This window comes from Salinicola sp. DM10 (genome assembly GCF_017306975.2).
Lineage (GTDB): Bacteria > Pseudomonadota > Gammaproteobacteria > Pseudomonadales > Halomonadaceae > Salinicola.
In genome coordinates this window covers 1,086,906-1,100,702 of sequence record NZ_JAFLEN020000001.1, presented here as the reverse complement: position 1 = coordinate 1,100,702, position 13,797 = coordinate 1,086,906, and the positions used below count along the sequence as shown (strand labels likewise).

The window sequence follows — 13,797 nt, the reverse complement described above, 5'->3', positions numbered from 1 at the left end:
TAGCAGGAGAAAAATATGGTCAAGACCGCCTATGTCACCGACCTCAAGGCACTGCAGGCGGAGTGCAGCAGCAACTACGTGAGGCTGTGCCGGCTGGTGGCCGACATGGCCGCGGGCGAGGTGCGCGAAGTGCCTCTGGCAGGGGAGCGTGCGCGCTTCGGCACGCTGTGGCTCGAAGTGCTGGAACAGGCACCCTACACCACGATCGCCCGGGTTTCGCAGACTGGCGTGCTGGATGGCTTCATCGACTCGCCGCGCATGACCGTGCATCTCTATCACGATGCCAATATGGCCGAGGTCACGGATTTTCAGCGCCAGCGCCACTTCCAGGGGCGTTATCGCTATCCCAATCCGCGCATGCACCAGCCCGACGAGAAGCTCCAGATCAACCGCTTTCTGGGGGAGTGGCTGCAGCACGGTCTCGCCCATGGTCACGCGGCCGGTGTCCCGGAAGCCCCCTGATGCGCGTGATTCAGATTACCGATTGCCACCTGCTGGCCGACCCCCAAGGCACCTCGCGCAAGGGGTTCCCGCTACGACAGCTCCAGGCCGTATTGCGCCGGGCGGCCCAACTGCGTCCCGATGTGCTGTTGGTCACGGGTGATGTCTCCCAGGACGAGACCTCCGTGACCTACCGTCTGGCCAGTGAGGCCTTCGCGCGGTTGGGCTGCCCCTGGTTCTGGATTCCCGGCAATCACGATCAGCCCGAGCTGATGGCGGAGTGGCAGCCGGCGCTGGACGAGATCGACCTCGAGCACTGGCGCATCCTGCTGCTGGACACGCGAATCAGCGGGCAGCCGGGCGGGGCGGTCGGGCAGACCCAGCTACAGCATCTGGCCGCGCAGCTCGAAGATGACGACAGGCCCACGCTGATCGCGATGCATCATCCGCCGCTCGCCATCGGTTCGGTGTGGATGGATGCGATAGGTCTCGAGGATCGTGACGCTTTCTGGCAGACCCTGGCGCCCTATCCGCAGGTGCGGGCGGTTCTGTGCGGCCACATCCACCAGGCCTTTGCCGCCTGGCAAGGGCTGGTGGCGGTCTATGGATGTCCCGCCACCTCCGATCAGTTCCTGCCCGGTAGCCACGAGTTCAGTGTCGACGAAGCCGCCCGCCCCGGGCTGCGCGTGGTCGACCTCGAAGGCGATCGGCTGTCGACCTGGATCGAGCGTGTCGAGCTGTAGCGTCGCCCGGCGGCAGCGCCCTTCGTGGTGTGAAGCGCAGCATCCGGCTGCGCTTCTTTATAACTAAATCAGATTTTGAGATTAGCTTTCATTCTTTGACGTTATTACCGATCTCTCGCTAGGGTGACGACTCTACGATTCCGAGCCGTGCCTTCACGAAGCACGTGACAGCGAGATTCCCCCATGGCAGATCGATTGGTTAGCGCACAACGTCAAACCCACCTCAAGCAGCTCGAGGCGGAGTCGATTCACATCATCCGTGAGGTCGCGGCCGAGTTCCGCAACCCGGTGATGCTCTACTCGATCGGCAAGGACTCCTCGGTGATGCTGCATCTGGCGCGCAAGGCGTTCTATCCGGGGACGCCGCCGTTTCCGCTGATGCACGTCAACACCACCTGGAAGTTCAAGGAGATGATCGAGTTCCGCGACCGCATGGCGGCCAGCGTGGGCATGGAGCTGATCGAACACATCAACGAGGAGGGGCGCGCCGCCGGCATCAACCCCTTCGATCACGGTAGCGCCAAGTACACCGACATCATGAAGACCCAGTCGCTGAAGATGGCGCTGGACAAGTACGGCTTCGATGCCGCCTTCGGCGGCGCGCGGCGCGATGAAGAAGCGTCCCGGGCCAAGGAGCGGGTCTACTCCTTCCGTGACAAGCACCACCGCTGGGACCCCAAGAACCAGCGCCCGGAGCTGTGGCGGCTCTACAACGGCAAGGTCAACCAGGGCGAGTCGATCCGCGTCTTCCCGCTCTCCAACTGGACCGAGCTGGATATCTGGCAGTACATCTATCTCGAATCGATCCCCATCGTGCCGCTCTACTTTGCCGCGCCGCGCCCGGTGGTCGAGCGTGACGGCATGCAGGTGATGGTCGACGACGAGCGCCTGCCACTGGCACCGGGTGAAGTGCCGGAAGAGAAGTGGGTGCGTTTTCGCACCCTTGGCTGCTATCCGCTCACCGGGGCGGTGGAGTCGCGGGCGGCGACGCTGCCCGAGATCATCCAGGAGATGCTGCTGACCCGCACCAGCGAGCGCTCGGGTCGGGCCATCGACCGCGATCAAGCCGGCTCGATGGAAAAAAAGAAACGCGAGGGGTACTTCTAGCCGCTGGCGAAAACTCGCTGTGCTCGGCCAGACGGTGTTGAACATCGGCTCAAGCTGCTCATTTACACCCCGTAAACTCCGCGCTTTCGCCGCTGTTCGCCTTGTCTGGCCATCGCTCGCTGACTTTTCGCTCAGCGTCTGATTCTTGAATTTCGGGATTTCAACATGGCCCACCAGTCTTCGCTCATCGCCGACAACATCGAGCAGTACCTGCACGAGCACGAGAACAAGGATCTGCTGCGCTTCATCACCTGCGGCAGCGTCGATGACGGCAAGTCGACCCTGATCGGGCGGCTGCTGCACGACTCCAAGATGATCTACGAAGATCAGCTCGCCGCCATCACCCGCGACTCCAAGACCAGCGGCACCACCGGTGACAAGGTCGACCTGGCGCTGCTGGTCGACGGCCTGCAGTCGGAGCGCGAGCAGGGCATCACCATCGATGTCGCTTACCGCTTCTTCTCCACCGACAAGCGCAAGTTCATCATCGCCGACACCCCGGGGCACGAGCAGTACACCCGCAACATGGCCACCGGTGCCTCCACCGCCAGCCTCGCGGTGATCCTGATCGACGCCCGCCACGGGGTGCAGACGCAGACCCGCCGGCACAGCTTCATCGCCGACCTGCTGGGTATCCAGCACCTGGTGATCGCGGTCAACAAGATGGATCTGGTCGACTACGCCGAAGCGCGCTTCGACGAGATCGTCGCCGAGTATCGCGCCTTCGCCGAAAAGCTCGACGCCCGCGACATCCGCTTCGTGCCGCTCTCGGCGCTGGAGGGCGACAACGTCGTCAACCCCAGCGAGCAGATGGATTGGTACGCCGGTCCGCCGTTACTCGAGTTGCTGGAGACGGTCGAGATCGCCCACGACGCCAACCTCTCCGATCTGCGTCTGCCGGTGCAGTACGTCAACCGCCCGCACCTCGACTTCCGCGGCTACTGCGGCACGCTCGAGGCCGGCATCCTGCGCCCCGGTCAGGCGGTCAAGGCGCTGCCCTCGGGCAAGCGCTCGCGGGTGGCGCGTATCGTCACCTTCGACGGCGACCTCGAAGAGGCGTACCCCGGGCAGGCGGTGACGGTGACCCTGGAAGACGAGATCGATCTTTCCCGCGGTGACTGGCTGGTGGCGGCGGATGCCGAGGTGACCCAGGCCAGCGCGCTGGAGGCGGACATCGTGTGGATGCACGAGAACGCCCTCGAACCCGGTCGGCTCTACGACTTCAAGCTGGGCACCCAGGAAGTGGCCGGGCGAGTGGCGGAGATCGACTATCAGATCGACGTCAACAGCCTGGCGCAGCTGCCGGCGGAGCAGCTGGCGCTCAACGCCATCGGGCGCTGCCGGGTGGAGCTGACCGCGAGCGTGCCGCTGGACGACTACCGGCGCAGCCCGGGGACCGGCAGCTTCGTGGTGATCGATCGGCTGAGCAACGTCACCGTGGGCGCGGGGCTGATCCGCGGCGCGGCGGCGGGCCGCGAGGTGAGCGGCGAGGTCGACTGGCAGGCCTTCGAGGTCGAGTTCAACGCGCTGATCCGCAAGCACTTCCCGCACTGGGAAGCCAAGGACGTGCGCGAGCTGCTGAAGCGCTGAGACGCGCCCACGCGACGTCTGTCGTACACCATGGCGGCCCCGGTAGCGGGGCCGCCTTTTTGCGTTGCGCGGGTGGGCGAGGCCGCCACGCCGGGGGCGCGACCCTCGCCGTGGTTGGTCAACGCGGCCTCGAGTCGTATGATATCGCTCCGGCCCGCGCGCAGATTCAAAGGACACGCTGATGCAACACGTCAACTGGCAGCTCGATGGCATCGTCACCCAGCTTCGCGCGACCCGCGAACAGTGGCGCGCCCAGAACGGTCGCGAGAAAGAGCGTGGCTGCCGCGAGCTGCCGTCGCGGCATCGCCTGCGCGATACCCTGGATGTCCTCAGCGGCGCGCTCTTCCCGATGCGCCTGGGGCCATCGGATCTGCGCAAGGAGAGCGAGGACTTCTACGTCGGTCACACCCTCGACCGGGCGCTCAACGCGCTGCACGAAGAGGTGCTCCTGGAGCTGCGCTACATGGCGCGTCTGGACGGTGAGCGCGACAGCGATCCCACCGAGCGCGCCAATCAGATCGTGCAGGGCTTCGCCGACAGCCTGCCGGCGCTGCGTCGGCGCCTCGATGGCGATGTGATGGCGGCCTACTACGGTGACCCCGCCGCGCGCAGCGTCGACGAAGTCCTGCTCTGCTATCCCGGCGTGCATGCGGTGATCTACCACCGGATCGCGCATTACTTCTATCGCGCCGGCGCCGGTCTGGTGGCGCGGATCATTGCCGAACTGGCCCACTCCGACACCGGGATCGATATTCACCCCGGCGCACAGATCGGTGAAGGCTTCTTCATCGATCACGGCACCGGCGTGGTGATCGGCGAGACCGCGATCATCGGCGACCGCGTGCGCCTCTATCAGATGGTGACCCTCGGGGCCAAGCGCTTCCCGGCCGACGAAAAGGGGCATCTGGAGAAGGGCCTGCCGCGTCACCCGATCGTCGAGGACGACGTGGTGATCTACGCCGGCGCCACGATTCTTGGCCGTATCACCGTCGGCCGGGGATCGATCATCGGGGGCAACGTCTGGCTCACCTGCAGCGTGGAACCCGGCAGCAATATCACTCAGGCGAACATCCAGAGTGGTCCGTGTCCTTGAACTTGAGCGACACCTTTCGACGCGCACCCCTGCCGCCGCGTCGTCCTGTGCGGGCGTTCGACGCCCGCCGCTGAGACCCTGACACGCCCCGGGCCCGGCGAGACCGGCCCCGACCCAGACAGATGAGGACAGCATGCCCGAGTATCGCTCGCGAACCACCACCCAGGGCCGCAACATGGCCGGTGCCCGCGCCCTGTGGCGCGCCACCGGGATGAAGGACGACGACTTCCACAAGCCGATCATCGCCGTCGCCAACTCCTTCACCCAATTCGTCCCTGGCCACGTGCACCTGAAGGACATGGGCCAGCTGGTGGCGCGTGAAATCGAAAAGGCCGGCGGTGTGGCCAAGGAGTTCAATACCATCGCGGTCGACGACGGTATCGCCATGGGCCACGACGGCATGCTCTATTCGCTGCCGAGCCGCGATATCATCGCCGACAGCGTCGAGTACATGGTCAACGCCCACTGTGCCGATGCGCTGGTGTGCATCTCCAACTGCGACAAGATCACCCCCGGCATGCTGATGGCGGCCATGCGCCTCAACGTGCCGACCATCTTCGTCTCCGGCGGTCCGATGGAAGCCGGCAAGACCAAGCTGCTCGACCACGGCCTCGATCTGATCGATGCCATGATCTCCGCCGCCGACGACAAGTACAGCGATGACGAGATCGCCGAGATCGAGCGCAGCGCCTGCCCCACCTGCGGCAGCTGCTCGGGCATGTTCACCGCCAACTCGATGAACTGCCTGACCGAGGCGCTGGGCCTGGCGCTGCCCGGCAATGGCACCATGCTCGCCACCCACGCCGACCGCCGTCGGCTGTTCGAGACCGCGGGCGAGCGCATCGTCTCGCTGGCCAAGCGCTACTACGAGGGCGACGAGGCGCATCTGCTGCCGCGCGCCATCGGCTCCAAGACCGCTTTCCGCAACGCCATGACGCTGGATATCGCCATGGGCGGTTCGACCAACACCATCCTGCACCTGCTGGCGGCGGCGCAGGAGGCGGAGGTCGACTTCACCATGGCCGATATCGACCGCCTGTCGCGGGAGGTGCCGCAGCTTTGCAAGCTGGCGCCCAACACCCAGAAGTACCATATCGAGGATTGCCACCGCGCCGGCGGCATCATGGGGATACTGGGCGAGCTCGACCGTGCCGGGGTGCTGGATACCTCGGTGCCCACCGTCTATGGCGACTCCCTGGCGGCGGCGCTCGACGAGTGGGACATCATGCGCAACCCGACCCCGGAAGTGGTCGAGTTCTACAAGGCCGGCCCCGGCGGCGTGCCGACCCAGCAGGCGTTCTCGCAGGCGGCGCGCTGGCCGTCGCTGGACGGCGACCGCGCCGAGGGCTGTATCCGCAGCCTGGAGCACGCCTTCTCGCGCGAGGGCGGCCTGGCCGTGCTATACGGCAACATCGCCGAGAACGGCTGCGTGGTGAAGACGGCCGGCGTCGACGACTCCATTCTGGTGTTCGAGGGGGCGGCCCACGTGGTCGAATCCCAGGACCAGGCGGTCGAGCGCATTCTCGGTGGTCAGGTGAAGGCGGGCGAAGTGGTGGTCATCACCTACGAGGGGCCCAAGGGCGGCCCGGGCATGCAGGAGATGCTCTACCCGACCTCTTATCTGAAGTCGAAAGGGCTCGGCAAGGCGTGCGCGCTGATGACCGACGGCCGCTTCTCCGGCGGTACCTCGGGGCTCTCGATCGGTCACGTCTCACCGGAGGCTGCCGCCGGCGGGGCCATCGGGCTGGTCGAGAGCGGCGACACCATCCGTATCGACATCCCCAATCGCACCATCGAGGTACTGCTCTCCACCGAGGAGCTGGCGCATCGCCGCCAGGCCATGGAGGATCGCGGCGCCAAGGCGTGGAAGCCGACGATTCAGCGCGAGCGCAAGGTTTCCGCGGCGCTCAAGGCCTACGCCATGCTGGCGACCTCGGCCGACCGCGGTGCGGTGCGCGATCTGGACAAGCTCGAAGAGCGCTAGGCTGCAAACCTAGAAGGTTGTCCAGACTCACTCAATGCGTCTGGTGGCCATGCGTGAGAACGCCCGCTTATCAGCGGGCGTTCTTGTTGCTAGGCACTGTCTGAAAAGTACTGCGCTCGCCCATGCAGCGTTAAAAATCGGTTCAAAATGCTCATTTACACCCCGTAAACTCCGCGTTTTCGCCGATTTTTGCCTTGCCTGGCCTTCGCTCGTCGACTTTTCAGGTAGCACCTAGGCCTCTCGTGTGGCGAGCTTGGTGCGCCGCTGGTGCCTACCGCTATCCCAGGACATAGGCCGGCCAGGGTCAGCGTTGCGGCTTGCGCGCCACCAAGGTCGCCCGGCGTGGGGCGGGGTAGCCTTCGATCGTTCGAGTGCGGTCCTGCGGGTCGAGGAAGTCGGCCAGCGAGTGGAACCTCATCCAGTCGGTGGTGCGCTGCTCGTCGAGGCTGGTGACGGTCTCGTCGACACAGCGAATCGCCTCGAAGCCGCAGCGCGCGAGCCAGTGTGCCAGCGCCCGCGACGACGGCAGGAAATAGACGTTGGGCATGCTCGCGTAGCGCTCGCCGGGCATGAACACGGTCTGTTCGTCACCCTCGACCACCAGCGTCTCCAGCACCAGCTCGCCGCCGGGGGCGAGGGCATCCTTGAGCTGCTGCAGATGTTCCAGCGGCGAAGCACGATGGTACAGCACGCCCATCGAGAACACGGTATCGAAGGCGGCGAGGCGCGGCGGGACGTCTTCGATGCCCACCGGCAGAAAGTGGGTGCGGTGGTCGTCGGCATCGCCGACGAAGTGCCGCAGCGCCTGGAATTGATAGTAGAAGCGCGGCGAGGGGTCGATCACCAGCACGAAGGCGGCACCGGCGCCGGCCATGCGCCAGGCGTGATAGCCGCTGCCGCCGCCGACGTCGAGCACCCGGCGCCCGGCCAGCGGGGAGAGGTGCGGGGCCACGCGCTGCCACTTCCAGTCCGAACGCCACTCGGTGTCGATGGTGAGGTCGCCGAGCCGGTAGGGCCCCTTGCGCCACGGCATCAGAATGCGCAGCAGGTTCTCGCAGCGGCGGCGATCGGCGTCATCGAGATCGACCTCGACGCTGACCGTGTCGGCATCGAGCACGACCCGGCGCGCCGCGGGCAGCGCTGGCAGCTTGGCCACCGCCTTCTCCCACGCGGGCAGATCGCCGTGGCGCTGGCGGTCGAGCCCGCGGGCGAGCTGTTCGGGCAGGGCGGCCAGCCAGCGGGTCAGCCCCTGATCGAGAAAGGCCAGATAGAGACGGCGCTCGGCCTCGGCCAGGGTGGTGGCGGCGTCGCGGCTGGCGGTGGACAGGATAGGGGTGGACGGAGTGGAAGGCTGGCTCATGCGGGGTCATCGCCTGCGTGGGTGGCGCTCGTCTCGGCCCGGGTGCTGGCCTCGCGCTCCTTGAAGGCGATCATGGAGGCGAAGTTGAGATACTGGAACCAGGTCGTTACGCGGCCGAAACCGGCCGCTTGCAGCCGCGCCTGGTGCTGCGCCAGGGTGTCGGGCACCAGTACGTTCTCCAGCGCGGTGCGCTTCTGGCTGATCTCCATGTCGCTGTAGCCGTTGGCGCGCTTGAAGTCGTGATAGCGCTCCACCAGCCAGGCGTTCTCCTGTTCGTCGGGGGCGACGATCTTCTCTGACAGCACCAGGATGCCGCCGGGTTCGAGTGCTTCGAAGAGCCGCGCGATCACCGCATCACGGTCCGCCGGCGGCAGGAACTGCAGGGTGAAGTTGAGCACGATCATCCCGCTAGGGCGGTAGTCGAGCTTGCGGATATCGCTTTCGATGAACGCCAACCGATGGTTGGGGGCCTCGCTTTGCGCGGTGGCGCGGGCGCGGGCGAGCATCGCCGGTGACAGGTCGACGCCGGTCAGGGCGAACGCCTCCGGCGCCAGGCGCCCGGCCAGTGCCAGCCCCACCGCGCCCAGCGAGCAGCCTAGATCGTAGACGTGGGCGCCATGGCGCAGGTGGCGCTCGGCGAGCAGGCCGAGCATGCCCAGGATCTGGCCGTAGCCGGGAATCGAGCGGCGCACCATGTCGGGAAAACACGCCACGACCTGCTCGTCGAACGAAAAACTGGCCACACGATCGAGGGGTGTCGAAAAGATGGCGTCACGGTAAGATGCGTCAGTCATTGTCGGAAGACTACGTGGAAGATCCGTTTCATCGTGGAAGATCATTTTCATCGGGAGCGCGTGACGCGAGCGATGGGTCGCGGACGACGCTGAGCGCTGGGCGTAGTGTACGTTTTGCGCGCCCCGGCTGCACGTGACCGGCGCACGCCGGGAGGGCGCGCCGGCCTGCTTGATTGGCGCCGATCCATTTGGCGACGCCGCGCGCGACACCCGTTCCCGATACAAGGAGAGTCAATCGATGTCGATCCGTGAGACCCAGGCATGGCAGGCACTCGAGCAGCAGCTCGAGGATGGCATGCGCGATGTCCACCTCAAGACCCTGTTCCAGCAGCCGTCGCGTTTCGAGACCTTCGCCCTCGAAGCGGCGGGCATTCATCTCGATCTGTCCAAGCAGCGCTGGACCCCGGCGGTGCGCGAGCGACTGATCGCGCTGGCAGAGGAGGCTCGGGTCCCCGCGGCCATCCAGCGGCTGCTCAGCGGTGAGCGGGTCAACCAGACCGAGGATCGGCCGGCGCTGCACAGCGCGCTGCGACTGCCGCGTGAGGCCAAGCTGGAGGTCGAGGGCGTCGATGTCGTCAGCGAGGTGCATGCGACCCTCGACAAGATGGAGACGCTGGTCGGCAAGCTGCTCGACGGGCAGTGGCGCGGTGCCACCGGCAAGCCGATCACCGATGTGGTCAACCTCGGCGTCGGCGGCTCCGACCTCGGCCCCTTGATGGTGACCTCGGCGCTGGCCGACTTCGAGCCGGACCACGCCCATGAGGTGGCGACCCACTTCGCCTCGACCATGGATGGTTCCCAGCTTGCGGATTTCCTCAGTTGGCTCAATCCCGAAACCACGCTGTTCATCCTGTCGTCGAAGTCCTTCGGCACCATCGACACGCTCTCCAACGCCTCCACGGCACTCGACTGGATCGCTTCGCGCCTGGGCGGTGACGAGAAGCTGATCAAGCGCTTCCACTTCGTCGGCGTCTCGACCAAGCCGGACAAGATGAGCGAGTGGGGTATCGACCCGGCCAATCAGCTTTTGTTCTGGGACTGGGTCGGCGGGCGCTACTCGCTGTGGAGCGCCATCGGCCTGCCGATCGCCATTCGTGTCGGCATGGACAACTTCCGGCGTCTGCTCGCCGGCGCCCACGCCATGGACGAGCACTTCCGCACCGCGCCGCTGGCCGAGAATCTGCCGGTGCAGCTGGCGCTGATCGGGATCTGGAACGTCAACTTCCTGGATATCCGCTCCCACGCGGTGCTGCCCTACGATGGCCGGCTCAAGCATCTGCCGGGCTACTTCCAGCAGCTGGAGATGGAGTCCAACGGCAAGTCGGTGACCAATGACGATGCCGTGGTCGATTACTCCACCTGCCCGGTGATCTGGGGCGAGATCGGCCCCAACGGTCAGCACGCCTTCTATCAGCTGTTGCACCAGGGCACCCAGCCGGTGGCGTGCGACTTCCTGGCGCCGATCAACCGCTACAACGACGTCGAGGATGAGCGCTTCCGTGACGACCTGATGGCCCAGCACCGCCTGGCGCTGGCCAACTGCTTCGCCCAGTCGCGGGTGCTGATGCTGGGTGACGACGCGATCAAGTCCGAGACCACGCCGCCGAGCTACAAGCGCTACCGCGGCAACCAGCCCTCGACCACGATGCTCTTCGACAGCCTCAACCCGGCCACCCTGGGGGCGCTGATCGCGCTCTACGAGCACAAGGTGTTCGTCCAGGGGGTGATCTGGGATATCGACTCCTTCGACCAGTGGGGCGTGGAGCTGGGCAAGAAGATCGCCACCGAGACCGAAGAGATCATCGCTACCCAGACCGGGCTCGATGCCCTCGACGACTCCAGCCGTGGCCTGATCGAGGCGATCTGGCGCGGCCAGCAGCAGGCCTGAGCGGATGTCATCGTCATCTGCCGCGCCGGTGAGCGAGCCCGCCGGCGCGTCGGCGCCGGTGGATTCGCTGCTTTACCTGCACGGCTTCAACAGTGCCGGCGCCTCGCCCAAGGCGCAGCTGGTGGCCGCCGCCTGCGCGACGCTGACGGCGTCGGGCGAACGCGAGCTGATCTGCGCCACGCCTGACCTGCCGCACCATCCCCAGGCCGCCCTCGATCACGCCGCGGCGTGCCTGGACGCGCTGCCCGGCACCACGCTGCTGGTGGGCAGTTCCATGGGCGGCTTTCTCGCCACCTGTCTGGCCGAGCGCCACGGCTTGCCGGCGGTACTGATCAACCCTGCGGTTCAGCCGGCGCGCTTCGTGGCCGATTATCAGGGGCAGCACCTGGTCAACGCCTACACCGGCGAGTCATTCGTCATCGGTCCGGCCCACCACGAGCAGCTGCTCGCGCTGCAGTGGTCGCGCCTGGTACATCCTCAGCGCTATCTGCTGCTGCTGGGCAGCGCCGACGAAACGCTCGACTGCCGCGATGCGCTACGCGCCTACGCCGGCTGTCGCATGCTGATCCATCCCGGTGGCGACCACGGTTTCAGCGAGTTGGCGCGCTATCTGCCGGCGTTGTTCGCGCACGGCGGCTGGACGCTGCCGCCGAGGGTCTGACCCCGACCGCTGGGCCCCTCGGGTGTCAGCGCCTGGCGTGACCCGGTACTGATGATTTGAACAGTGGTGTATGATGTCCGCCGCGGTGGCCGATTCCGTCGATAGCGGCGCTATCGCTGGCGGCGGCGTCCACGCCGTGGGACCGCTGCGGCATCACCCCTTCGTTTCTGCAAATACGGCGAGACACTGCATGACGCAATACAGTGCCAGCTCCATCGAGGTCCTCTCGGGGCTCGATCCGGTCCGCAAGCGGCCGGGCATGTACACCGACACTTCCCGCCCCAACCATCTGGCGCAAGAGGTGATCGACAACAGCGTCGACGAGGCGCTGGCGGGCCACGCCCACGATATCCGCGTGGTGCTGCTCGACGACGGCGGCATCGAGGTCTCCGACGATGGCCGCGGCATGCCGATCGATCTGCACCCCGAACACGGGGTCTCCGGGGTGGAGCTGATCCTGACCCGGCTGCATGCGGGCGGCAAGTTCTCGCAGTCGAGCTACCGCTTCTCCGGCGGCCTGCACGGGGTCGGGGTGTCGGTGGTCAACGCCCTGTCGACCCGGCTCGAGGTCGAGGTGTGCCGCGATGGCAGCCGCTACCGGATCGCCTTCGAGAAGGGCGAGAAGGTCGAGGAGCTGGCGGTGATCGGCAGTTGCGCCAAGCGCGCCACCGGTACCGTGGTGCGGTTCTGGCCGGAAGCCGGCTACTTCGACAGCCCCAAGCTGTCGCTGCCGCGGCTGAAGCATCTGCTGCGAGCCAAGGCGGTGCTCTGCCCGGGGCTCAAGGTCTCGCTCAAGGAGAGTGACGGCAACGAGAGCGTATGGCAGTACGCCGACGGCCTGCGTGACTATCTGGCCCAGGCCACCGATGGCTTCGAGGTGCTGCCGGCAGCGCCCTTCACCGGCCATTTCGAGGATGACGAGCAGGCGGTCGACTGGGCCATCCAGTGGCTGCCGGAGGGCGGTGAGCCGCTGCTCGAGTCCTACGTCAACCTGATCCCCACCCCCCTCGGCGGCACCCACGTCAACGGCTTCCGCAGCGGCCTGCTCGACGCCGTGCGCGAGTTCTGCGAGTACCGCAATCTGCTGCCGCGCGGGGTCAAGCTGAGCCCCGAGGATCTGTGGGAGCGGGTCTCGTTCGTGCTTTCGGTGAAGATGCTCGACCCGCAGTTCGCCGGTCAGACCAAGGAGCGGCTGTCGTCGCGGACCGTGGCCGGTTTCGTCTCCGGGGTGGTCAAGGACGCCTTCTCGCTGTGGCTCAACCACCATACCGATCAGGCCGAAGCGCTGGCCGAGCTGGTGATCAGCGCCGCCCAGCGGCGCCAGAAGAGTGCCAAGAAGGTGGCGCGCAAGAAGATCACTTCCGGCCCCGCGCTGCCGGGCAAGCTGGCCGACTGTTCGGGCCAGGACCCGGTGGCCAGCGAACTGTTCCTGGTCGAGGGCGACTCCGCCGGCGGCAGCGCCAAGCAGGCGCGCAATCGTGAAACCCAGGCGATCCTGCCGCTGCGCGGCAAGATCCTCAATACCTGGGAGGTGGAGTCGGGGGATATCTACAGCTCGCAGGAGGTCCACGACATCGCCGTGGCGATCGGCCTCGACCCCGGCAGCGACGACCTCTCCAAGCTGCGCTACCACAAGGTGTGCATTCTCGCCGACGCCGATTCCGACGGCCTGCATATCGCCACGCTGCTGTGCGCGCTGTTCGTGCGCCATTTCCCGGCGCTGGTGGATGCCGGTCACGTCTTCGTCGCCATGCCGCCGCTCTACCGCATCGACCTGGGCAAGGAGGTCCACTACGCCCTCGACGAGAGCGAGAAGGCCTCGATTCTCAAGCGCCTGGAGGGCAAACGCGGCACGCCCAATGTCCAGCGCTTCAAGGGCCTGGGCGAGATGAGCCCGCTGCAGCTGCGCGAGACGACTATGGCGGTGGACACGCGGCGGCTGGTGCAGCTCACCCGCGAGCTCGACGACGGCACGCTGGAGATGATGGATATGCTGCTGGCGCGCAAGCGGGCGAGCGATCGCAAGAGTTGGCTGGAGGATTACGGCAACCTGGCGGATATCGAAGTATGAGCATGCCTGCGCGTGGCTCATACGGCGTTGAACGCTGAGCGCCGAATGCTCATTGACACCCAGTC

At 66.3% G+C, this 13,797-nt stretch carries 11 protein-coding genes; 9 read left to right on the top strand and 2 right to left on the bottom strand.

Annotated features, from left to right (window positions below):
- The first annotated feature begins 15 nt into the window (after positions 1–15).
- From J0A90_RS04880 to ilvD, 6 genes are all read left to right on the top strand, one after another.
- Positions 16–462: a DUF1249 domain-containing protein gene (locus J0A90_RS04880; RefSeq protein WP_207037305.1), complete on the top strand. Its 447-nt coding sequence runs from the start codon at positions 16–18 to the stop codon at positions 460–462.
- Positions 462–1,184 carry a phosphodiesterase gene (locus J0A90_RS04875; protein WP_207037304.1) on the top strand — a complete coding sequence of 241 codons (723 nt, stop codon included), beginning with the start codon at positions 462–464 and terminating at the stop codon, positions 1,182–1,184. The genes J0A90_RS04880 and J0A90_RS04875 overlap by 1 nt, the downstream gene beginning before the upstream one ends.
- Positions 1,185–1,367: 183 nt before the next feature.
- Entirely contained in the window at positions 1,368–2,291 is a 924-nt protein-coding gene (cysD, locus tag J0A90_RS04870) for a sulfate adenylyltransferase subunit CysD (protein ID WP_233076505.1), read from the top strand.
- 165 nt (positions 2,292–2,456) lie between these two features.
- Positions 2,457–3,881, top strand: coding sequence for a sulfate adenylyltransferase subunit CysN (gene cysN / locus J0A90_RS04865; RefSeq protein ID WP_233076503.1), 1,425 nt, complete (start codon positions 2,457–2,459; stop codon positions 3,879–3,881).
- A 181-nt stretch (positions 3,882–4,062) separates the two neighbouring features.
- A complete protein-coding gene (epsC, locus tag J0A90_RS04860; protein ID WP_207031216.1) occupies positions 4,063–4,974 on the top strand; it encodes a serine O-acetyltransferase EpsC in 912 nt (303 codons plus the stop codon).
- Positions 4,975–5,107: 133 nt separating this feature from the next.
- Positions 5,108–6,958, top strand: a complete 1,851-nt coding sequence (gene ilvD, locus J0A90_RS04855) for a dihydroxy-acid dehydratase (RefSeq protein ID WP_207031214.1) — start codon at positions 5,108–5,110, stop codon at positions 6,956–6,958.
- Positions 6,959–7,262: 304 nt separating this feature from the next.
- Here ilvD and cmoB read toward each other — a convergent pair whose 3' ends face one another.
- On the bottom strand, positions 7,263–8,318 hold the full coding sequence (gene cmoB / locus J0A90_RS04850; protein WP_207031211.1) for a tRNA 5-methoxyuridine(34)/uridine 5-oxyacetic acid(34) synthase CmoB: 1,056 nt from the start codon (positions 8,316–8,318) through the stop codon (positions 7,263–7,265).
- Complete coding sequence (gene cmoA, locus J0A90_RS04845) at positions 8,315–9,112, bottom strand: carboxy-S-adenosyl-L-methionine synthase CmoA (RefSeq protein ID WP_207031201.1); 798 nt, start codon at positions 9,110–9,112, stop codon at positions 8,315–8,317. The genes cmoB and cmoA overlap by 4 nt, the downstream gene beginning before the upstream one ends.
- 238 nt (positions 9,113–9,350) lie before the next feature.
- On the opposite strand from cmoA, the gene pgi reads away from it, so the two are divergent.
- The 3 genes from pgi to parE all read left to right on the top strand — a co-directional run bounded on the left by pgi (position 9,351) and on the right by parE (position 13,732).
- Complete coding sequence (gene pgi / locus J0A90_RS04840; RefSeq protein WP_035469939.1) at positions 9,351–11,000, top strand: glucose-6-phosphate isomerase; 1,650 nt, start codon at positions 9,351–9,353, stop codon at positions 10,998–11,000.
- 4 nt (positions 11,001–11,004) lie between these two features.
- Positions 11,005–11,661: a YqiA/YcfP family alpha/beta fold hydrolase gene (locus tag J0A90_RS04835; RefSeq protein ID WP_207031191.1), complete on the top strand. Its 657-nt coding sequence runs from the start codon at positions 11,005–11,007 to the stop codon at positions 11,659–11,661.
- A gap of 190 nt (positions 11,662–11,851) precedes the next feature.
- A complete protein-coding gene (parE, locus tag J0A90_RS04830; RefSeq protein ID WP_207031189.1) occupies positions 11,852–13,732 on the top strand; it encodes a DNA topoisomerase IV subunit B in 1,881 nt (626 codons plus the stop codon).
- Positions 13,733–13,797 lie beyond the last annotated feature (65 nt).

Excerpts from the sequence above, each read along its gene's own strand:
- J0A90_RS04880 (WP_207037305.1), top strand. The coding sequence starts at position 16 with ATGGTCAAGACCGCCTATGTCACCGACCTCAAGGCACTGCAGGCGGAG.
- pgi (WP_035469939.1), top strand. The coding sequence starts at position 9,351 with ATGTCGATCCGTGAGACCCAGGCATGGCAGGCACTCGAGCAGCAGCTC.
- cmoA (WP_207031201.1), bottom strand. The coding sequence starts at position 9,112 with ATGACTGACGCATCTTACCGTGACGCCATCTTTTCGACACCCCTCGAT.
- J0A90_RS04875 (WP_207037304.1), top strand. The coding sequence starts at position 462 with ATGCGCGTGATTCAGATTACCGATTGCCACCTGCTGGCCGACCCCCAA.
- J0A90_RS04835 (WP_207031191.1), top strand. The coding sequence starts at position 11,005 with ATGTCATCGTCATCTGCCGCGCCGGTGAGCGAGCCCGCCGGCGCGTCG.
- cysN (WP_233076503.1), top strand. The coding sequence starts at position 2,457 with ATGGCCCACCAGTCTTCGCTCATCGCCGACAACATCGAGCAGTACCTG.
- ilvD (WP_207031214.1), top strand. The coding sequence starts at position 5,108 with ATGCCCGAGTATCGCTCGCGAACCACCACCCAGGGCCGCAACATGGCC.
- parE (WP_207031189.1), top strand. The coding sequence starts at position 11,852 with ATGACGCAATACAGTGCCAGCTCCATCGAGGTCCTCTCGGGGCTCGAT.
- cmoB (WP_207031211.1), bottom strand. The coding sequence starts at position 8,318 with ATGAGCCAGCCTTCCACTCCGTCCACCCCTATCCTGTCCACCGCCAGC.
- epsC (WP_207031216.1), top strand. The coding sequence starts at position 4,063 with ATGCAACACGTCAACTGGCAGCTCGATGGCATCGTCACCCAGCTTCGC.
- cysD (WP_233076505.1), top strand. The coding sequence starts at position 1,368 with ATGGCAGATCGATTGGTTAGCGCACAACGTCAAACCCACCTCAAGCAG.